18 protein-coding genes are annotated in these 20,289 nt (G+C 42.6%); 2 read left to right on the top strand and 16 right to left on the bottom strand.

The genetic code is table 11. The features are described 5' to 3' along the window. The first annotated feature begins 178 nt into the window (after window positions 1–178). Window positions 179–3,553: a trifunctional glycoside hydrolase family 18/polysaccharide deacetylase/glycosyltransferase family 2 protein gene (locus ABD772_RS11080; RefSeq protein WP_345104053.1), complete on the top strand. Its 3,375-nt coding sequence runs from the start codon at window positions 179–181 to the stop codon at window positions 3,551–3,553. Between the two features lie 35 nt (window positions 3,554–3,588). Here ABD772_RS11080 and ispF read toward each other — a convergent pair whose 3' ends face one another. Both ispF and porV read right to left on the bottom strand, forming a co-directional pair. Further along, entirely contained in the window at window positions 3,589–4,074 is a 486-nt protein-coding gene (gene ispF, locus ABD772_RS11075) for a 2-C-methyl-D-erythritol 2,4-cyclodiphosphate synthase (RefSeq protein ID WP_345104050.1), read from the bottom strand. A gap of 1 nt (window position 4,075) precedes the next feature. Further along, complete coding sequence (porV, locus tag ABD772_RS11070) at window positions 4,076–5,248, bottom strand: type IX secretion system outer membrane channel protein PorV (RefSeq protein ID WP_345104047.1); 1,173 nt, start codon at window positions 5,246–5,248, stop codon at window positions 4,076–4,078. A gap of 225 nt (window positions 5,249–5,473) precedes the next feature. On the opposite strand from porV, the gene ABD772_RS11065 reads away from it, so the two are divergent. Next, window positions 5,474–7,075 (top strand): SUMF1/EgtB/PvdO family nonheme iron enzyme, encoded by a 1,602-nt coding sequence (locus ABD772_RS11065; RefSeq protein ID WP_345104044.1) that lies wholly within the window; start codon window positions 5,474–5,476, stop codon window positions 7,073–7,075. Between the two features lie 185 nt (window positions 7,076–7,260). Here the strand turns inward: ABD772_RS11065 and ABD772_RS11060 are convergent, their stop codons facing one another. The 14 genes from ABD772_RS11060 to ABD772_RS10995 form a co-directional block, all read right to left on the bottom strand. Beyond that, window positions 7,261–7,761 (bottom strand): acyl-CoA carboxylase biotin carboxyl carrier protein subunit, encoded by a 501-nt coding sequence (locus ABD772_RS11060; RefSeq protein ID WP_345104041.1) that lies wholly within the window; start codon window positions 7,759–7,761, stop codon window positions 7,261–7,263. Between the two features lie 4 nt (window positions 7,762–7,765). Continuing rightward, window positions 7,766–8,428, bottom strand: a complete 663-nt coding sequence (locus tag ABD772_RS11055; RefSeq protein ID WP_345104038.1) for a DUF4159 domain-containing protein — start codon at window positions 8,426–8,428, stop codon at window positions 7,766–7,768. A 103-nt stretch (window positions 8,429–8,531) separates the two neighbouring features. Continuing rightward, window positions 8,532–9,239, bottom strand: coding sequence for a 16S rRNA (uracil(1498)-N(3))-methyltransferase (locus ABD772_RS11050; protein ID WP_345104035.1), 708 nt, complete (start codon window positions 9,237–9,239; stop codon window positions 8,532–8,534). A 12-nt stretch (window positions 9,240–9,251) separates the two neighbouring features. Then, window positions 9,252–10,595, bottom strand: coding sequence for a hemolysin family protein (locus tag ABD772_RS11045; protein ID WP_345104032.1), 1,344 nt, complete (start codon window positions 10,593–10,595; stop codon window positions 9,252–9,254). Between the two features lie 7 nt (window positions 10,596–10,602). Further along, window positions 10,603–11,148 carry an inorganic diphosphatase gene (locus tag ABD772_RS11040; RefSeq protein WP_345104029.1) on the bottom strand — a complete coding sequence of 182 codons (546 nt, stop codon included), beginning with the start codon at window positions 11,146–11,148 and terminating at the stop codon, window positions 10,603–10,605. Between the two features lie 25 nt (window positions 11,149–11,173). Beyond that, on the bottom strand, window positions 11,174–11,806 hold the full coding sequence (locus tag ABD772_RS11035; RefSeq protein WP_345104027.1) for a DedA family protein: 633 nt from the start codon (window positions 11,804–11,806) through the stop codon (window positions 11,174–11,176). A gap of 57 nt (window positions 11,807–11,863) precedes the next feature. Beyond that, window positions 11,864–13,240 carry an NADH-quinone oxidoreductase subunit N gene (locus tag ABD772_RS11030; RefSeq protein WP_345104022.1) on the bottom strand — a complete coding sequence of 459 codons (1,377 nt, stop codon included), beginning with the start codon at window positions 13,238–13,240 and terminating at the stop codon, window positions 11,864–11,866. Between the two features lie 2 nt (window positions 13,241–13,242). After that, the gene (locus ABD772_RS11025; protein ID WP_345104019.1) at window positions 13,243–14,703 is read right to left on the bottom strand and encodes a complex I subunit 4 family protein; all 1,461 of its coding nucleotides are present in this window, start codon (window positions 14,701–14,703) and stop codon (window positions 13,243–13,245) included. A 1-nt stretch (window position 14,704) separates the two neighbouring features. Beyond that, window positions 14,705–16,609: an NADH-quinone oxidoreductase subunit L gene (gene nuoL / locus ABD772_RS11020; RefSeq protein WP_345104016.1), complete on the bottom strand. Its 1,905-nt coding sequence runs from the start codon at window positions 16,607–16,609 to the stop codon at window positions 14,705–14,707. A gap of 121 nt (window positions 16,610–16,730) precedes the next feature. Next, on the bottom strand, window positions 16,731–17,060 hold the full coding sequence (gene nuoK / locus ABD772_RS11015) for an NADH-quinone oxidoreductase subunit NuoK (protein WP_345104013.1): 330 nt from the start codon (window positions 17,058–17,060) through the stop codon (window positions 16,731–16,733). Between the two features lie 8 nt (window positions 17,061–17,068). Next, window positions 17,069–17,569: an NADH-quinone oxidoreductase subunit J family protein gene (locus ABD772_RS11010; RefSeq protein ID WP_345104011.1), complete on the bottom strand. Its 501-nt coding sequence runs from the start codon at window positions 17,567–17,569 to the stop codon at window positions 17,069–17,071. Window positions 17,570–17,628: 59 nt separating this feature from the next. Further along, entirely contained in the window at window positions 17,629–18,126 is a 498-nt protein-coding gene (locus ABD772_RS11005) for a NuoI/complex I 23 kDa subunit family protein (RefSeq protein ID WP_345104008.1), read from the bottom strand. A 2-nt stretch (window positions 18,127–18,128) separates the two neighbouring features. After that, entirely contained in the window at window positions 18,129–19,172 is a 1,044-nt protein-coding gene (nuoH, locus tag ABD772_RS11000; protein ID WP_345104005.1) for an NADH-quinone oxidoreductase subunit NuoH, read from the bottom strand. Further along, complete coding sequence (locus ABD772_RS10995; protein ID WP_425562827.1) at window positions 19,172–20,170, bottom strand: NADH-quinone oxidoreductase subunit G; 999 nt, start codon at window positions 20,168–20,170, stop codon at window positions 19,172–19,174. Before ABD772_RS10995 ends, nuoH begins: the two co-directional genes overlap by 1 nt. Window positions 20,171–20,289 lie beyond the last annotated feature (119 nt).

The following is a 20,289-nucleotide window of genomic DNA, read 5'->3' as shown; positions in this document are numbered from 1 at the left end:
GATATTAGTTATCATATTATTTGCAGGATCTGTATTTTACATTGGCAGGATGCTTTACAGAAGCATGTTTGTAAAAAAAGGGTGCGGAGAAAACTGCAAGTGCGGCGTTGACTTTTCAAATATCAATCCTGAAAAAAGCACCAAATAATATCAACCTAAATATTTACTAAACTTTTAAATGTCCAAACAGGTTTTTCAAGCTGATACCCCCGGTAGATGGAACCGTTTTAAATGGCTAAGCCGCATTCTGCTTGTTGTGTTGATATGCAGTGTCATTGGCTCGGTCGTTACTATTACCTCACAGCAATATCCCAACCTGCCTAACCTTAATCCAGCGCCAAAAAAAATCACTAAAGAAGAGCTTGAACAGCTAAAAAAATCCAGGCAGTTTAAAGATTTTAAGATAGACGAGTACCAGATACAAAAGCTTGAACGTACCCGCAATGCTTATCGCCTGCATCATCCTAATAACAAAGACCGTATTAACGCTGCTTTTTATCGTGCATGGGAAGCCCAGGCTTATAACTCGCTGGTAGATCATATTGCCCATATCGATATGATAGTAAGCGAGGGTTTTTTAATTAAACCAGGCGCCGACACCATACAGGCTGTTATTGATACGGGCCTGGTCAACCTTAACAAAAAGTACAAAAAGCCCATACTGGTTACGCTTTCAAACTATGTTAATTATAACAACGCTACCGGTGGGTTTGATGCTAAAGACGTTGAACGCATTGTCAAAAACAAAAAGCTGCGGACCGCCTTTGTCAACAGCATTATAAAGCAGTTAAATAAGTATAAATTCCAGGGCGTCAATCTTGATTTTGATAATATCGCAAATCGCAATTCGCCTAATTTTATCAAATTTGAACAGGAGCTTTACAACACCCTGCACCCTATCGGTTACATGGTGACGCAAAATGTTATCCCTGATGACGAAGATTATAACATCAAACTACTGCAGCATTACAACGACTATCTTTTTGTGATGGCTATTAACCAGCACACTGAGGATAGTAATGCAGGCGACATCTCAAACCAACACTGGGTTGAACAGATACTAGACAAGGTTTGCGACCAGATACCAAGCGAAAAAGTTATCCTGACCGTTTTTGGCGGCGGTGTAGACTGGCCTCAAAACAGCATAGGCAAAGCTGTGGGCTATCAGGCGGCAATCAGTACAGCGCATGAAAATGAAAGCAAGATCGTCTATGATCCGGCTTCAGCCAATTTGCATTTTGCTTACAACGGGCAAGACGGACTCGAGCATACGGTTTACTTTACCGATGCAGCAACCAATTTCAATATTATCCGCATGGCCGACGACTGGGATACAGGCGGCGTGGCTCTATGGCGCTTAGGCGCCGAAGATCCGCGCTCGTGGAATTTCTTTCAGAAAAACCTGGCTATTGACTCGTTGAAGAAAACCGGTGTCGATATTAAGCGGCTTACTTATGTTGGCCTGAACAATAAAATCAACTACGAAGGCGATGGTGAGGTACTTGACCTCATAACTACTCCGGTTGAGGGCAAGATAGACGTCAAGCTGGATACGACCAACTATGTCATTACCAATCAAAACTATATCAAGCTGCCTACCAAATATGTGATACGCAAATATGGTTATAAACCGGGTAAAATAGTTTTAACGTTTGATGACGGCCCTGATCCGGATTTCACGCCCAGAATACTTGATATATTGAATCGTGAAAAAGTTCCGGCAGCGTTCTTCATAGTCGGCTCAATGGCCGAAAAGAATATGCAGATCCTTCGCCGCGAGTATGATGAAGGTTTCGAGATCGGTAACCATACTTTTTTTCATCCGGATATATCTACAGTCAGTATTGACCGGGTGAACCTGGAACTGAACGCTACACGTAAACTGATCGAGTCTGTAACCGGCCACAGCACAATATTGTTCCGCCCTCCATTTAATGCCGACGCTGAGCCGCAAACGCTGGCAGAAGTTATTCCGGTGGCCGAGAGCCGTAAGCAAAGCTATATCAACATTGGTGAATCTATCGACCCGTGGGATTGGCAGCCCGGTGTAACTAAAGACAGCATAGTCGCGCGTACTATCAGGCAGGCTAATAATGGCTCGATGCTGTTACTGCACGATGCCGGCGGCGACACTCGTGAAGAAACGGTTAAAGCATTACCTGAGATCATCCATTACTTTAAAAGTCATGGCTACCAGTTTACCACCATTGCCGATATTTTAGATAAAAGCAAAGATGATCTGATGCCGCCTGTTAAGCACGAATCAGGTATTTACAACTCATTATACGACATTTTTGTAGTCGGCTTTTTTTATGGCAACTGGTTTTTGCTTTACTTGTTCCTGGTCGCAATATTCCTGGCTATAGGGCGCATAGTGCTGATAGGAATTTTGGCTTCAAGACAATTTGCCGAGAACAAAAGTTTCGGTAAATATCGCAATCGCATAACTAAAATGCAGCTGCAGCCGGTGAGCATTATTGTACCTGCGTATAATGAAGAAGTGACTGCGGCTAAAACCATTGAGTCATTGCTTAAAACCGAGTACAAGGACTTTGAGATCATTTTTGTAAACGATGGTTCGAAAGATAAAACCTCTGAGGTTGTTCAGAAGGCTTATGGCGATAATCCGCGTGTTATGGTTTTGGATAAACCTAACGGCGGTAAAGCCTCGGCCCTAAACTTTGGCATCGCCCATGCCCGTCATGATTTTGTGGTTTGTATAGATGCCGATACCCAGTTAAAAGACGATGCTATCTATCATCTGATGACCTATTTTACAGATGACGAGATAGGCGCAGTAGCCGGGACGGTTAAAGTAGGTAATGAGAATAATATCATCACCTTGTGGCAGTCTATCGAGTATATTACAGCTCAAAACATGGATCGCCGCGCATTCGATCTCATCAATAGCATTACCGTAGTACCTGGTGCTATCGGGGCCTTCAGAAAGTCTGCGGTATTCAGAGCCGGCGGTTTTACTACTGATACTTTAGCCGAGGATTGTGACCTTACTATGCGGATACTTAAAAAAGGCTACATTATTAAAAACTGCGGCGAGGCGATAGCTTACACTGAAGCACCCGAAACCATCAGCGCCCTGCTGAAACAACGTTTCCGCTGGAGCTATGGTGTAATGCAAAGTTTCTGGAAAAACCGCAGTGCGCTGTTCAACAAAAAATACAAGTACTTTGGTATGGTAGGCATGCCTAACATCCTTATCTTCCAGATCATACTACCGTTATTCTCGCCGTTAGCCGATCTGTTTATGATCTTTGGCTTACTGGGCGACAAACCAGGCCGCATATTGCTGTATTACGTTTTATTTGTGATAATCGACTTTATTGTAGGTGTGATAGCCTTCCGGATGGAAAAAGAGGATTACAAAAAGCTGGTATATATCATTCCGCAACGATTTATCTGGCGCCAACTGATGTATTATATACTGTTTAAATCAATACGCAGGGCGCTTAAAGGCGAACACAGCGGTTGGGGCGTATTGAAACGTACAGGTAATGTGAAGCAGATGGCGGAAAAGAAAATCCCCCGGACGTAGAGGCCAGTACTTTGCGTCTCTACAAGATTCAAACTTTATTGCGCGCGCTCAATCAAACAGACAGCATAAGCCACCACACCTTCCTCACGGCCAATAAAGCCCAGTTTTTCGTTGGTAGTTGCTTTGATGGAGATATCTTCCCCGCTAATGCCCGCGGCCTGCGCAATGTGGGTTTTCATCGCCGGTATATGCGGATTGATCTTTGGTGCTTCTAAACACACCATAGCGTCTATATTGTTTATCTCCCAGCCTTTTTCGCGCAGCAAGATCATCACATGCTGTAGCAGCTTTAAACTACTGATGCCTTTCCAGCGATCGTCTGTATTAGAAAAATGGAAGCCGATATCGCGCAGGTTGGCCGCGCCTAATAAAGCATCACAAATGGCATGCAGGAGCACATCGGCATCGGAATGCCCGTACGCACCTGCATGATGCTCAAGCCTTACTCCGCCCAAAACAAAAGGGTGTTGCTCTTTTAACTGATGAACATCAAACCCAAAACCTACCCTTATCTTACCCATATTATTTGTTACCGCCGAAATTTAAGGCCAATGTAAAGCGTAATGTATTTGCTAACGGACTGGCTTGCTGGGTTGCGGCCAGGTATGAAAAGTCGAAACGGTAAACATCATATTGCAAACCAAGCCCTATAGTCAGGTACTGGCGCCCGCCCTTGTCGGCATTTTCATAAAAATAACCTGCACGGATAGCAAACTGCTGATTATACAAATATTCAAAACCCGGCGAAAAAGTTATTTCTTTAATCTCTTCGCTAAAGCCTCCGGGCGCGTCAGTAAATGATCCAAATATACCGGCTGGTACCGACACATCGTCATTTTTTCCTTTTATAATATTTCCACTATTATCACGTATAGGTGGCGTGGGTACCAACAATTTATTGATATCAAAAGCAAAAGTAAGCTGGTTAACATCGTCTATATTGAGAGTATTTGCAAAACCAATCCTTAAGTTAGTTGGTAAAAAGTAAGAAGGGCCAACATCGGTATAGCTAACCTTTGTGCCGATGTTTGAAATATCAACACCATAGCTAAAGGTAGCGTCCTTACCAAACTGCCGATGGGTGCCCGTATGATACATTGACACATCGGCGGCAAAAGCATTTCCAGCCTTTGTTTGCTGGCTTGCACCAGACGCAAACGACTGATTCGACAAGTTGGAGTGGATATAACGCGCTGTTAAGCCCAAGGAAAAATCATTCCCAAACTTACGCGCAAATGAAACATCGAACGAGAACTCACTCGGGCGATAGGTTCCCTGTTCGTTCTGATTAGCGTCAATCAATTGTATCGATCCTAAATTAAAATAACGCAATGAAGCACCCAGCGTATTCCTGCCGTCCAGTTTATGAGCATAGCTTAAGTAAGACAGGCTTACGTCGGGAACTAAATGTCGTAACCAGGGGCTATATGACAACGCTACCGAATTGCTTGCTGTATCTAAAAAAGCCAGTTTTGACGGGTTCCAATAGTTAGCGTTAACATCTGGCAAAATAGCCGCGCCGGCCTCGCCCATAGCTCCTGAACGTGAGTCGGGTGAAATATTTAAAAAAGGGACTGCTGTAGGTATTGCATTTGCGCTACTTCCGTTGGTGTTTGAGCCTGTTTGAGCAACGGCAAAAAAAGGTATCAGTAGTACGATATATATTAGAGAGGTCTTTCGGTAAGAAAACTTCATTGGACAGGCCGTTTTTATTTGATCGGATAAATATATACTAATTATGATTTGTTAACATGGTGCGGTTTAAGTTTTTTTAATTAAAATTATCCGTTATGCAACACTGTTCGCACTTTCTACGTTAAAGTGCAAAGGCGATTAAATTCTTTATTTAACGCCAGACTAAGTTTAGTATTTTATTTAAAAAAATTTATAAATTTACCCCTATATAATTTGTGTAAAAATATGAAAATACTTTTTACTTACACTGCTTTAGCGTTGTTGGGAGTTGGGACGATATTAAGCGGGTGTCATAAAAGCCAGAAATCGCAAAAAACAGGGATTCCATATAACGATAAGAAATATGGATATTCAAAGTTTAGGCAAACCCATCCCGCTCCGGGCCCGGGTCTGGTAGCTATTGAAGGTGGTACCTTTGTTTTAGGTGGAAGTGCCGATCAGGATATTAATTTTGAATACAACAATGTACGCAAAAGAGTAACTATCCCTGCCTTTTATATGGACGAAACAGAAGTTTCTAACCAGGACTGGCTGGATTATCTGCACTGGATCAGCGCTACTTTCCCTCAGGATCATGAATTATATTATAACGCCGTACCCGATACATTGGTATGGCGCAGACCATTGTCATACAATGAGCCTTACGTAAACAATTATTTGCGTCACCCTGCTTTTCAGGACTATCCGGTTGTAGGTGTCAGTTGGGATCAGGTGCAAGATTATTGCGTTTGGCGTACCGACCGTATGAATGAGTTTATCCTGCAACAACAGGGCAAAATTCTTAATCCCAGAGCTGTTAAAGGCACCCAAGCTAACGCCGCCGCTAACGCACAAAAGATACCATTCAATACCGATATATACCTGAACAACCAGTACAGAGGCCAGGGTATTGATGGTAAAAAGATGCAGCCAGACTTAACCGGCAAACCTGCCGCAGGTCAGAAAAAAGCGGTTAGAACGGTAACTGTTGAAGACGGTATTCTGAAACCAGCTTACCGTTTGCCTACAGAGGCCGAGTGGGAATATGCAGCTATGGCTTTAGCAGGTAACACTCAATTTGAAAATATCACTGACGGTAAAATATATCCATGGAACGGCTTAGGTGTTCGTTCTGCTAAAAAATCTACCCGGGGCTTGATCCTGGCCAACTTTAAACGCGGCCAGGGAGATAATGGCGGTGTTGGCGGATATCTAAACGACAAAGCGTTTATCACGGCGCCGGTGCGATATTATCCACCTAATGATTTTGGCTTATATAACATGGCCGGCAATGTTAACGAGTGGGTACAGGATACTTATCGCCAAATGACATTTGAAGATGTTGACGACTTTAACCCATTCCGTGGTAATGAGTTCGTTGACAAACGCTTAGCTGACCCGGCAACCGGCAAATACGCTAAAGATAAATATGGCCGCCCAATTAAAGATCCGGCAAAATCAGCTAAGAAAATGAGCTATGCAGATTTGATCGCCTCTCAGCAGGGTGGGGCTACTACTGCCGGCGCCCCTGGTACGGGTGCTGCTGCATCTGCTGCGCAAAAAGATCCTTTAGCCGGCAAACCTTATAACCCGGATGCGCGAGGTTATCTGGATACTGTAAACAACAGTTTATACGGTACCACGACTTTGGTAAGCAACAAATCAAAAGTTTATAAAGGCGGCTCATGGAATGACATGGCTTACTGGTTAAACCCTGCCACACGCCGTTTCATGAATGAGGATGATGCAAGTGCCGAAATTGGTTTCCGTTGCGCTATGGACCTTGTAGGCGCACCTGAGATACACCCTCAAGGCAAACCTCACTTCAGCGTTAAAAAAGCGAAATAATAACAACTGGTTATATATAAAAAGGGCTGTCTGATATTGAAGTAAACCCCAAAAGTTTTTGTCTAACTTTTGGGGTCACACCATATTCAGACGGCCCTTTTTATTAAGTTATGTACAACGTCGAGTAAACCAAAACTCTTCTAAGACAGTTTTGTCTGAGCTGCGGGCATTATAGCACATGTATCTTACATAAATTGCAAAAGTATTTGCCCCTTCTCCAGCTTATCCCCAGGTTTGACTTTTATGGCCTTGACTACTCCGTCAACCGGCGATTTAATAATGTTCTCCATCTTCATAGCCTCCAGAATAAAGAGATTATCCCCTTTTTGTACGGTAGCCCCATCCTCCGTAAAAACTTTTAATACAAGGCCAGGCATAGGTGCCTTAAGTTCACTTATTGTAGCAGACGTTAAATTACTGAGGCCCATTTTATCAAGCAACAAATCAAAGCGATCTTTGGCTGTAATATCATAGATATTATCATTAACTCTGATCTGGGCCGTCTTGGCAACTTTATCGAGGCTTATTAACGTCACATTATACGATTTATGTTGCGCGATAACATGCCAGGTAGCAGGGCTTAATTGTTTTATATCTGCCTGTACCCTATTATCATTCACTAACAGGTTATCGCCTGCGCTGTTGATAGCAAAACTATATTTGTTATTGATATTAAATTGGTACATGATCTTATTGGGTTAATACATACTGTATCAAGTTAGCGCCCATTTTTAAAGCTTTTAAACGACTTTCCTGGGTATCACCGGCATAAGTGCCGTAATCTTCCCATCCGTTGCCTAAATCGCATTCATAAGTGTAAAAACACACCAGCCTGCCTTTATAGATCAGGCCAAAACCCTGGGGGCGTTTGCCATCATGTTCATGTATTTTAGGCAAGCCGTTAGGGAATGGGAATTTTTGGTGATATATGGGATAATTTAATGGCAACTCCACAAAATCAAGTTCAGGGAATACTTTTTTCATTTGCGGACGGATAAACTTATCCAAGCCATAATTATCATCAATATGCAAAAAACCGCCGCCTGTTAAATACTTGCGCAGGTTGGCCGCCTCCTGGTCAGAGAAGATCACATTACCGTGACCCGTCATAAATATAAACGGATAATTAAACAGCTGTGCGCTACCCGGCTCCACAATGTCATCGTCAGTTTCAAAGTTCGTTTTCAGATTTTCATTACAAAACTTGATCAGATTGGGCAGCGCTGTGCGGTCGCCATACCAATCTCCGCCACCACTATATTTGAGCTTTGCCATTTTGTAGGTAGGCACGTTGAAACTGCTGATCAGGATAAGCAAACAACTTGTACAAATGGCGTAAATGGCTCTTTTCATTTTGCGATAATAATAACCAGTCTTATCCTGAGCGAAACGAGGGATGTAAAGGACATTTAAGATCCTTTACTTCATTCAGGATGACAAAAAAGCAAAGTGCAAATTATCTATTCAAAAAATTTACCTCAAAGCAAGCTTCCAGCGCAGCCGTTTCTGTACGCAGCCTACTTTTACCTAAAGTTATGGCTTTATATCCATTATCCAAAGCTGTTTCTATCTCTGCCGGCGAGAAATCGCCTTCGGGGCCTATCAATATCAGGTAACGGCCAAGCTTTTGCAATTCAGTCGGCAAGCTGCTCTTCTCTTGATCTTCGCAATGTGCTATAAATTTCTGTCCCTCGAATGGTTGTGTCAGAAATTTATTTAAAGTAATAGACTCATTCAACACGGGGTGATAAGCTTTTAAAGATTGTTTAATAGCCGAGGTAATGATCTTATTCAACCTTTCGGTTTTAGCCTCTTTACGTTCGGAACGCTGGCATATAATCAGAGATATTTCATCAATACCAATTTCGGTAGCTTTTTCCAGGAACCATTCCAGCCGATCCAGGTTTTTAGTAGGCGCTATCGCGATGTGGAGATAGTGATTGCGTTTATTGTATCCGGTAGTTACATCAGTAATCTGCAGGATAGTACGTTTAGGGTGCGCATCCTTGATCTGCGCCGTATACAGTCCACCCTTGCCGTCAATCAGTTGCACTTCAGAGCCAACCTCCAGGCGCAAAACGCGCACTGCATGCTTACTTTCTTCTTCGTTTAAAAAATATTGGGGATGTGATGGGGCGATATCTGGCGTATAAAAAAGATGCATGAGCGAAGCAGATTAGTGTAAATCTACCGTATCTTCTTCATTCAACAATAGTTCCAGCTTAACCGACTCAATGTTTTGGTCGGATTTTTTGAGTACGGTGATATTGTAGCCATTTGATTCCTTTTGCTCGCCGACGTCGGGTATTTTACCAAAAATATCGCCTAACCAGCCCGACACCGTATCAAAATCGCCATCCTCAGGCAAGTCGTGCGGCAAGTGTCCATTCACGTCGTATATCGGCGCTAAGGCATTCACAATAAACTCACGGTCGTTCAGGGCTTCTACAATTGGTTTTTCCTCATCATACTCATCCTGTATCTCCCCTACCAATTCTTCCACTATATCCTCCAAAGTAACCATACCGGCAGTGCCGCCAAACTCGTCAGATACTATAGCTATCTGTATGCGTTTTTGCTGCAGCTCGGCCATCAAGTCATTGATCTTTTTAGTTTCCGGGATAAAGTACGGCTTGCGGATAATATCTTTTAAAACAATCTCCTCGTTACGTGCCAACAGTGGCAGGATATCTTTAGCGTGTACAATACCTACAATCTTGTCAATCACCTCGTCATAGACCGGTAAACGCGAGTAACCTTCTGTAATCAGCAGGTCTAATAATTCTTCTTTACCCGTGCTTACTTCGACACCAGATATTTTGGTACGCGGTACCATGATGTTTTTCACTACACGCTCGTTAAATTCAAATACATTCTGGATCAACTCGTGCTCACTTGAATCAATAGCACCGGTCTCTTTGCCCTGCTCCAACAGGTATTGCAATTCTTCAGAACTGTGATGCGCCTCATGGCCCGGAATGATGTTGATTCCTATTAATCGTAAGATCAAATTGGCAAAAGCATTCAGTACCCATATAATGGGCCTAAAAACCAAAAAGAATATCCTTAAGGGGGCTGATACGGCCAGTGCCGTACGCACCGACCTTTGTATAGCAAGTGTTTTAGGAGCCAGCTCGCCAAATACTATACTTAGAACAGTGATCAGTATAAAGGCTATAACATGACTCGAAGTATTAACAAAACTCGACGAGATATCAACGCCAATAGACACGAAGCCTTTTAACACCACATTTGTAAATACTTCTTCTCCTATTACCCCCAAACCTAACGAGGCTATGGTGATACCCAACTGCGTGGCGGCTAAGTAGCCATCCAGATTGGCTACAATACCCCGGGTAACTTTGGCAATGCGGCTGCCGGCTTTTGCTTTAACCTCGATCTGCGATCCGCGTACGCGAACCAGTGCAAACTCGGCAGCAACAAAAAAACCGTTCAATAAAACCAGTAAAAAGGTTAGGAGTATAGAATAACCGTTTATGTCGTGTGTCTCGGGGCCCATCAATTAATTATTGGTACACAGGAAAAGTCGACTTATACAGTTCCAGACTTTCGTTAATTACTTTATGAGCATACTTTTTGCCCAGCATGTGCTCAATAGTCACCTGCTTATTTTCTAATGCCTTGTAATCTTTAAAAAAGCGTACAATCTCTTTCATCGTATGTGGGGGCAACTCATTTAAATCATTTATATAGTTTACCGACATATCGTTTTTTGCTACCGCGATGATCTTATCATCCTGCTCGCCATTGTCAACCATATGCATCACGCCAACAATCTTAGCTTCGATGATCGACATCGGAAACACATCGGTTGAACATAGTACTAATATATCTAAAGGATCTTTATCATCACAATAAGTTTGCGGAATAAAGCCGTAGTTAGCCGGATACATTACTGACGAAAACAACACACGGTCAAGCTTTAACAAACCAGACTCTTTATCAATCTCATATTTTGCTTTTGAGCCTTTAGGTATCTCAATAATAGCATTTACAAATTCAGGAACGTTATCACCCGGAGAAACCTGGTGCCAAGGATGTTGTGTACTCATTTATTAGATGTATATTATATTTATCTTATTCGCTTTTTGCTAATCGCTTTTTTAAGAAAGCAAAAACAAGCGGAATTGTTGTAATTATTATTAATCCGATTACCACATATTCCAGGTAATCTTTTAGTTGGGGATACCGTCTGCCTAAAAAATAGCCTGACAGGATAAATGTGGTTGCCCAGGCTATGCTGCCGGCGAGATTATAAATAGTAAACCTTTTAAAATCAACCCTAACTACACCTGCAAAGATAGGAGCAAAAGTTCTTATTATCGGGAAAAATCTGCCTAAAACTAAGGCCATGCCACCGTGCTTTGCATAAAACTCCTGTGCTACTACAATATAACGCTTCTTAAAAAACCACGAATCGTTTTTGCTGAACAGCACCGGCCCCGTTCGATAACCAAACCAGTAGCCTGTATAATTACCCAAAATGCCTGCTAAAATAACCGATAGGAGCAGTGTACCTAATGACACATCGATCATCCCCGACGAGCATAACAATCCCGCCATAAACAGCAAATAGTCGCCCGGTAAAAAGAATCCAAAAAACAGACCCGTCTCGGCGAAGATCACAACAAGCAGAAAGTAGAACCCACCTTTGCTTAAAATGGATTGAGCGTCTGTAAGATTTTGCAGGTGTTCCCAGAAATTTTCCATTCAGATATTTGTAAAACTACAAATATTAAATCATTTTCCGGGGATTTTGGCGGCCCATTATATAAGGCCGCTTATCAACTGAGGATACACGCCGATGGCTATAGTTGCTAAAGCTGCAAAGCCCAAAACAAATATATAGCTCGGCGACAGGGCAATTTGCTCGCGCTCTGCACTGCGGAAATACATGGCAATAATAACCCTGAAATAATAAAATATGCTGATGATAGCGTTAATTACTGCTATAACCAACAAGGTAACATGGTATTGGCCCATGGCCATGTTAAATGCATAAAACTTACCTATAAAACCGGCTGTAAGCGGTATCCCTGCTAATGAAAGCATGGCGATGGTCAACACTAAAGCAAGAAATGGATTTTTCTTACCCAGGCCATTAAAACTTTCAAAAGTGTCGCTATTGGTTTCTTGTTGTACCAGTATCAATGCGCCAAATGCTATAATAGAAGCAATTGAGTAGGCGGTAGCATACACAAAAATGGTATTTGCTGACGACGCGCCTAACGAAAGGATAGCAAACAACAGGTAGCCGGCATGCGAGATACTTGAATAAGCCAGCATGCGTTTAAAGCTTTGCTGATATAAGGCAGTAATGTTACCGATAAATAGTGTGATGACAGCTATAGCAATTAACCCCGGCTCCCAGATGTTTGAAATAACCGGGAAACAAGTAAAGAACAAACGCAGGAATGCTGCAAAGCTCGCCGTTTTTGCTACGGTTGACATATAGGCAGTGATCAGTGAGGGTGAGCCTTCATACACATCCGGGGTCCAGAAGTGAAAAGGCGCTACACCCACTTTAAAGCATAAGCCAACAATTACTAATATTACACCTGCACAAAGCATGGGCGTCATGATTTTTTGAGTGATTACCCAATTTTGGATACCTTCCAGGCTGAAAGAGCCAGTTGACCCATAAATCAAAGTGAAACCAAACAGTAGGAAACCTGTTGAGAATGCCCCCATCAGAAAATATTTCAACGCAGCTTCGTTTGAAGCAAAGTCGCTCTTTTTGATACCTGCCAGTATGTACAAACTTACCGACATAATCTCTATGCCGATAAACAGCATCGTCAGGTTATAGTAAGATACCATTAATATTACGCCGGCTAACGAGAACAGGATGATAGCGTAATACTCGGCCACGTGGTTACTTATCCGCTCAAAGTACCCTTTTGATAATAACAGGATCAGGATAGTTGATATGATGGTGACCGCCGAAAAAGCAACAGAGAAGTTATTAAACAAAAGCATGCCGCTATATTGAGGCAGCGCATTGCCATTCCATTGACCAATCGCTAAACCTAATGCAACCAGCAAACCCACGATAGTTACGGGCAGCAACGCTTTTTGCATTTTATATAAACCTAAATACAAAAGCACTATAGGTAAAACAGATATGACTATTATCGTATTCATGATTAAAACTTACCTGATGATTTTACAATGTATATCAAATTGTCAACCGCAGCTGCCGAAATATGTAGTATAGGTTGCGGATAAATACCTAAACCGATAATCAATAAACAAATAATACCTAATACTAATTTTTCTGAGCCGCTGATGTCGGCAAAGGTTAGCGTAAGCTCATTAGTGGTGCCCTGCATTACATTTTTGTACATGCGAAGCATATAAACTGCACCAAAAATGATAGTTAAACCAGCGGCAGCAGCCACCCAAAGGCTATATTGATAAACACTGTTTAATAATAAAAACTCGCCAATAAAACCGTTGGTTAACGGTAAGGCCACTGTACCTAACGTTATAATTAAAAAGGCGATGGCAAACTGAGGGGCGACTTTAGCAATGCCACCCAACTGGCTAATGGTACGTGTACCTAAACGGCGGCTGATGATGTCCCAGATAAAAAACATCCCTACCACGTTAATACCATGGCTTAACATTTGGATCATTGATCCTTGCAAGCCTTGCTGGTTGAAAGCGAAAATACCGGCAGCTATTAAACCTACGTGTGCGATTGATGAATAAGCTACTAAACGTTTACCGTCGGTTTGTGTAAATGCGATAACCGAGGCGTAAACAATACCAATTACTGCCATTGCCATTGCTACGTTTTGCCAGGATAAAAAGCCTTCAGGCGCTATCGGGATCATCCATCGGATTACACCGTAGATACCCATTTTTAGCATGATACCTGATAGCAACATGGTGCCCGCGGTCGGCGACTCGGTATAAGTATCCGGCTGCCAGGTATGGAACGGAAATAAAGGCATCTTGATAGCAAACGCGATGAAGAACGCCCAGAATATTAAACTTGAATGACCTGACACCATGCGTGCGCCGCGATACAGATCAGCTATATCATACGTTTGACTTGGCGATTGCAGGTAAACAAAGATCATCCCCAGCAACATGAATAAAGAGCCGGCAAATGTATAAATAAAGAATTTTATGGTAATGCGGACCCGGTTTTCGCCGCCCCATAAACCGCTGATGAAATAGATCGGTATCAAAGCAGCTTCCCATCCTACATAGAACAAGAAACCATCTAATGCGGTAAATACAACCAGCATACCGGCCTGCATAAACAGTATCAATGCGTAAAATGCATTGGCGTTGCTATACTGATGTTTATATGTACTTAAAATAATTAATGGCACAAGTGCTGTTGTTAACAATACCATGATCATGCTTATACCATCAATGCCAGCCTTAAAATAAATGCCCATTTTAGGAATCCATGGCACATCAATTCCGAATTGGCTGCTGGCGTCAGGTATAAACTTGGCTAAAAATACCCCTGCAATCGCCAGCTCAATAACAGAGAAAAATAATGCAGCATGTTTAGCCGACTCGTTTTTGAACAGCAAAACAACAAGCGCCGCTATTACCGGCAAAAATATTAATATGCTAACCGTCATTTTATATTGTAAACAATTTTAAACTATATATTAAAATGGCAACAATACCAGCTACCATCATAAAGATGTAAAACCCAACATTACCCGTTTGCAGCAAGCGCAAAGCCTTACTTGTTTCTAATGTGCCTTTACCCAGGTCATTCACTAAACCATCAATACCTAAGCGCTCAACAATGTTGTAAAAAAAGCCTGAAAGCCCATCCAGTGGTCTGCGGACCAGAAAATCATAGATCTCGTCAACATAAAACTTATGGTATGACAGGTTTGAAAGTATAGAGCGTTCCTCTGTATCTTCAACCGGTACGTGAGCGTTTTTAACATATTTAACGTAAGCGTAAACCATAGCTATCAACGCTCCGGCTACCGATAAACCCATCAATGTCCATTCAGTACCACTGCTTAACTCATGTTCGCCAAGTAATTTGGCTGAGCCCTCAAAAACCGGCGACAGGTAAGCATGTAATTCATGATGACCGCCCATTACTGCAGGCACACCGATTGCCCCGCCGATTGCCGATAAAATAGCCAGCACAATTAAAGGGATAGTCATATTGGCCGGCGATTCATGCACGTGGTGCTCCTGCTCATGTGTGCCCCGGAATTTTCCCCAGAAAGTCAGGTACATCATGCGGAACATATAGAATGAGGTCAGCATAGCAGTAATGACACCTATTACATAGTAAGTAGTGTTATGAGCGTAAGCCGCAGCTAAAATTTCATCTTTCGAAAAGAAACCAGAGAATGGCGGGATACCTGCAATGGCTATAGTGCCAATAAGCATGGTAATAAAAGTAATTTTGATCTTACCGCTCAAGCCGCCCATTTTGCGCATATCCTGTTCGCCACCCATAGCATGAATAACAGAACCTGCACCTAAGAATAATAAAGCTTTAAAGAAAGCATGAGTTAATACGTGGAAGAAAGCTCCGGTATACGCACCAACGCCTAAACCCAGGAACATATAACCTAATTGAGATACGGTTGAATAAGCCAGTACTTTCTTAATATCAGTTTGTGTAAGGGCTACCACGGCTGCAAATGCCGCAGTGATTAAGCCTACCACAGCAACCACCTCCATCGTTTCAGGTGCCATGGTGAAGAGAATATTTGAGCGGGCAATCATATAGATACCTGCTGTAACCATGGTCGCAGCGTGGATTAAAGCCGATACCGGGGTCGGGCCCGCCATTGCATCAGGTAACCAGGTAAATAATGGTAGTTGTGCCGATTTGCCTACCGCACCAACAAATAACAATAAAGTAATTAGCACAAATGGCGCGTCATGAACATTCGGTGCTCTTAAAAACACCTCGTGATATGATATGCTGTCGAATGTTGTAAAGATCAGGAATATGCCCAGCAGAAAGCCCAGATCACCAATTCGGTTCATAATGAAAGCCTTTTTGGCAGCATCGGCATAACTTGGGTTAGTATACCAGAAACCGATCAGTAAATAAGAGCAAAGACCTACACCCTCCCAACCAATGAACATGATTAGGTAGTTAGAGCCCATTACCAGCAAAAGCATAAAGAAAACGAACAAATTCAGATAAGCAAAGAACTTACCGAAACCATCATCATCATGCATATATCCAACTGAGTAGAGGTGGATTAAAAAGCCTACCCCCGTGATGATCAGCAACATAATTGAGCTTAACTGATCAATCAGGAAAGAAAAATCAACATGCAGCTTACCTACCTGAAACCAGGAAAACAAGTTAACATCAATAGCATGACCTGTTGATTTTATCTGGAAAAAAGTAGCAACACTCAGTCCAAACGCTATCAGCACCAGTAAACTGCCGATAAACCCAATTATACCCTTTGAAAGCGTATTACGGCCCAGGCCGTTAATAACGAAACCTGCTAACGGCAATAAAGGAATAAGCCAGATGTATTTCTCCATATAAGTCCCCTCTAAATCTCCCCCGGTAGGAGAGATTTAAGATGATTTTTTTCTAATTATTATATATTATTTGAACCTACTCTTAAAGCCCTCCCTTCCAGGGGAGGGTTTGGGATGGGCTCTACCATTTTAATCTGTTCAGCACGTTAATATCTATCGAGTTTGTATTGCGATAGATCATGACAATGATGGCCAGGCCTATAGCTACCTCGGCAGCGGCCAGGGCCATAATGAAAAACACAAATACCTGTCCGCTGGCATCGCCTAAATAAACAGAGAAGGCGGTTAATAACAGGTTCACAGCATTCAGCATCAGTTCAACTGACATAAAAATCACGATCGCATTGCGACGTACTAATACCCCGATAACCCCTATTGCAAATATTACAGTACTTAAAGTGATGTAAGCATTAAGTGGTACCGTTTGTATGGTTTGTGTTAAGTGTTCCATGATGATCTTTACGCTGTGTGTTTTGGATCTTTAGTGGCTAATAAAACAGCACCAACCATTGCCGATAAAAGCAATACCGATGATACTTCAAAAGGCAACAGATACTCGTTGAACAATGTCTTTCCTAAATTTTTAACCAGGCCCAGGTTGGTGTCTTTTAACACAACAGGTGCCGAGTGTCCAAATGTCTTTAAAGCCGCCACTATGGTTACCAGGAAGCATCCACCGCCTATAACCGCTGCAATTTTTATCAGGTTTGATTTGGCCGCCTCACTCTCTTTGTTCAGGTTCATTAACATCAGCGTATACAGGAAGAGTACTAATATGGCACCCATGTACACAATGAAGTTAACTATAGCCAGAAACTGGGCATTCAGTAAAATATAGTGAATAGTGAACGTGAAGAACGTTAATATCAGGTATAGTATGCTATACACCGGATTTTTAGCAGAGATCACCAAAATAGCGAAGACTACAGACAAAAATGCAATAAAGTAAAATGTATTCATGCTTAACTATTACAAGACATCCGCCCCTTTTAAATCGGGGGCAAATGTATAAAACTTCTTTATTGATTTAACGGCGCCTCAACTAATTTGTCTTTGCCGTAAATAAAATCCTTTCTTAAATAATCAGACGGAACGATATCGCCATCCAGATAGATTGCCTCTTTAGGGCAGGCTTCTTCGCACAATCCGCAGAAAATACAACGTAGCATGTTGATCTCATACACCGCTGCGTATTTTTCTTCGCGGTACAGATTCTCCTCGCCCGGTCTGCGTTCGGCGGCTATCATAGTGATAGCTTCAGCAGGGCATGATAATGCGCACAGGCCGCAGGCGGTGCAACGCTCTCTGCCTTGTTCGTCGCGCTTTAATGAGTGCATACCACGGAAATTCTCTGAAAACTCGCGTTTTTGCTCCGGATAACTAATGGTGACCGGCTTTTTGAAAAAGTGCTTCAGCGTAATTGAAAGCCCTTGCGCAATCGCAGGCAGGTAAGAACGCTCTAAAAAGTTGAGCGGCTTATTATTTACTTCTTTTCTTTTATTACTCAGTGGTTCCATCTTTATCCTCTAATAAAAGTAATCCAAACTCCGGTTATAATAATGTTGGCTATGGCCAGCGGGATCAGGCTTTTCCAGCCCAGGTCCATCAATTGGTCATAACGGAAACGCGGGATCGTCCATCGCACCCACATAAAGAAAAATATGAAGAAAAACACTTTCACAAACAGGGCTACTACACCTAAAATGGCAACCAGGTTTGGCGAGTGGATCAAATCCATAAACGGGAAGTTATAACCGCCAAAATAAAGCGTAGCCATAACTGCTGATGAAATAAACATGTTGATATACTCGGCAAACAGGTAAAAACCCAGTTTCATTGATGAGTACTCGGTGTGATAACCACCAACGAGTTCGGTCTCGCACTCAGGCAAATCGAATGGCGAACGGTTGGTCTCCGCAAAAGCACAAACCAGGAACAGCAAAAAGCCCAGCGGCTGTTTAAAAGCGTTCCAGGTAAACCAGCCGTTAGCCCAAAAGCCATGCTGTTGCTCGGCAATCTGGCGTAAGCTCAAGGTACCGGTAACCAGCAATAAAGCAATGATTGCCAAGCCCATTGATATTTCATAGCTGATATTTTGAGAGGCTGCACGAATAGCCCCCAGCAAAGAATACTTATTATTTGATGCCCAGCCACCTATCATAATACCATAAACACCCAACGATACTACACCAAAGATGTACAGAATGCCAACATTGATATCGGCAACCTGTAAATCGATAACATGATTACCGATAGTTAATTGCTGACCCCAGGGAATAACAGCAGAGCCAATACAGGCTGTCATGATAGCCAGCGACGGACCTACGATAAACAGAAAGCTGTTTGAATTGGTTGGAATGATCTCTTCTTTTAAAAACATCTTACCACCGTCAGCCAAAGGTTGCAATATGCCCCATGGCCCGGCGCGGTTAGGACCTATACGGTCCTGGAAAAATGCCGCAAATTTACGCTCGGCATAAGTGGAATACATGGCTATCACCAGGCTTATCGCGAAGATGATGATCACCAGTATAAATTTAATTATGATGTCTGCTAATTCCATTATAAGCGTGTTTCGCGTTCAAATTGTGTTTTATTAGCCTCTTTCAATACCGGATTGGTTTTTACAACCGGTAACGGTTTCATGGTTTCGTAATGGTTAGCGCTGATTACCGAGTGATGCGATATTTTGCGCGGACCTTCAATTACCCAGTCAGAAGTTTTCTTTTTGTCGAAGCGGCAGGTGTTGCAGATAAATTCTTCAACTTCGCCATATTGATCTTTACGTGCAGTAACACGCAATACGTCATCGCCTTTATACCAAAGGGTTACTTTGCCATTGCATTTCTCATGATCGCAATCGCGGTGAGCCTCTACCGGCTTGGTAAACCAAACACGATTTTTAAAGCGGAAAGTTTTATCAGTTAAAGCACCTACCGGGCAAACGTCAATAACATTCCCTGAAAAATCATTATCAACAGCAGCCTGAATATAGGTTGATATTTCTGAATGATCGCCCCTGTTCAGGATACCATGTATACGATGGTCGGTAATTTGGTCGGCAGTATAAACACAACGGTAGCACAGGATGCAACGGGTCATGTGCAATTGTATCTTATCACCAATATCGATCTTATTAAACGTACGACGATCGAACTCGTAGCGTGTTTTAACAGCACCGTGTTCAAAGCCCAGATCCTGTAACTGACACTCGCCAGCCTGATCGCAGATAGGGCAATCCAGCGGGTGATTAATCAACAACATTTCTACCACACCTTTACGTGCCTCAATCACCTCGGGTGAGGTAATGTTCTGCACTTCCATTCCGTCCATCACCGTGGTACGGCATGATGCAACCAGCTTAGGCATAGGCCGCGGGTCTTTTTCAGAACCCTTACTAACCTTTACCAAACAAGTACGGCATTTACCACCACTACCTTGCAGTTTAGAATAATAGCACATAGCAGGCGGCACAATATCACCACCTATTATCCTTGCGGCGTTTAGGATGGTGGTTCCGTCTGGTACTTCTACCGATATTCCGTCTATTGTAACTTTCATTGACATTTTATCTTAGTCAAGTTCTTATTAAACTATGTCATTGCGAGCGTAGCGTGGCAATCGCGAACTATGCATGACTGCCTTTCTCCTTGAGATTGCCACGCTACGCTCGCAATGAC

The sequence above is a fragment of the Mucilaginibacter panaciglaebae genome (genome assembly GCF_039539265.1).
Lineage (GTDB): Bacteria > Bacteroidota > Bacteroidia > Sphingobacteriales > Sphingobacteriaceae > Mucilaginibacter > Mucilaginibacter panaciglaebae.
This window is presented reverse-complemented; position numbering and strand designations above follow the sequence as displayed.

Coding starts and splice junctions, on each gene's coding strand:
- ABD772_RS11080 (WP_345104053.1), top strand. CDS start 179: ATGTCCAAACAGGTTTTTCAAGCTGATACCCCCGGTAGATGGAACCGT.
- ispF (WP_345104050.1), bottom strand. CDS start 4,074: ATGGGTAAGATAAGGGTAGGTTTTGGGTTTGATGTTCATCAGTTAAAA.
- porV (WP_345104047.1), bottom strand. CDS start 5,248: ATGAAGTTTTCTTACCGAAAGACCTCTCTAATATATATCGTACTACTG.
- ABD772_RS11065 (WP_345104044.1), top strand. CDS start 5,474: ATGAAAATACTTTTTACTTACACTGCTTTAGCGTTGTTGGGAGTTGGG.
- ABD772_RS11060 (WP_345104041.1), bottom strand. CDS start 7,761: ATGTACCAATTTAATATCAATAACAAATATAGTTTTGCTATCAACAGC.
- ABD772_RS11055 (WP_345104038.1), bottom strand. CDS start 8,428: ATGAAAAGAGCCATTTACGCCATTTGTACAAGTTGTTTGCTTATCCTG.
- ABD772_RS11050 (WP_345104035.1), bottom strand. CDS start 9,239: ATGCATCTTTTTTATACGCCAGATATCGCCCCATCACATCCCCAATAT.
- ABD772_RS11045 (WP_345104032.1), bottom strand. CDS start 10,595: ATGGGCCCCGAGACACACGACATAAACGGTTATTCTATACTCCTAACC.
- ABD772_RS11040 (WP_345104029.1), bottom strand. CDS start 11,148: ATGAGTACACAACATCCTTGGCACCAGGTTTCTCCGGGTGATAACGTT.
- ABD772_RS11035 (WP_345104027.1), bottom strand. CDS start 11,806: ATGGAAAATTTCTGGGAACACCTGCAAAATCTTACAGACGCTCAATCC.
- ABD772_RS11030 (WP_345104022.1), bottom strand. CDS start 13,240: ATGAATACGATAATAGTCATATCTGTTTTACCTATAGTGCTTTTGTAT.
- ABD772_RS11025 (WP_345104019.1), bottom strand. CDS start 14,703: ATGACGGTTAGCATATTAATATTTTTGCCGGTAATAGCGGCGCTTGTT.
- nuoL (WP_345104016.1), bottom strand. CDS start 16,609: ATGGAGAAATACATCTGGCTTATTCCTTTATTGCCGTTAGCAGGTTTC.
- nuoK (WP_345104013.1), bottom strand. CDS start 17,060: ATGGAACACTTAACACAAACCATACAAACGGTACCACTTAATGCTTAC.
- ABD772_RS11010 (WP_345104011.1), bottom strand. CDS start 17,569: ATGAATACATTTTACTTTATTGCATTTTTGTCTGTAGTCTTCGCTATT.
- ABD772_RS11005 (WP_345104008.1), bottom strand. CDS start 18,126: ATGGAACCACTGAGTAATAAAAGAAAAGAAGTAAATAATAAGCCGCTC.
- nuoH (WP_345104005.1), bottom strand. CDS start 19,172: ATGGAATTAGCAGACATCATAATTAAATTTATACTGGTGATCATCATC.
- ABD772_RS10995 (WP_425562827.1), bottom strand. CDS start 20,170: ATGAAAGTTACAATAGACGGAATATCGGTAGAAGTACCAGACGGAACC.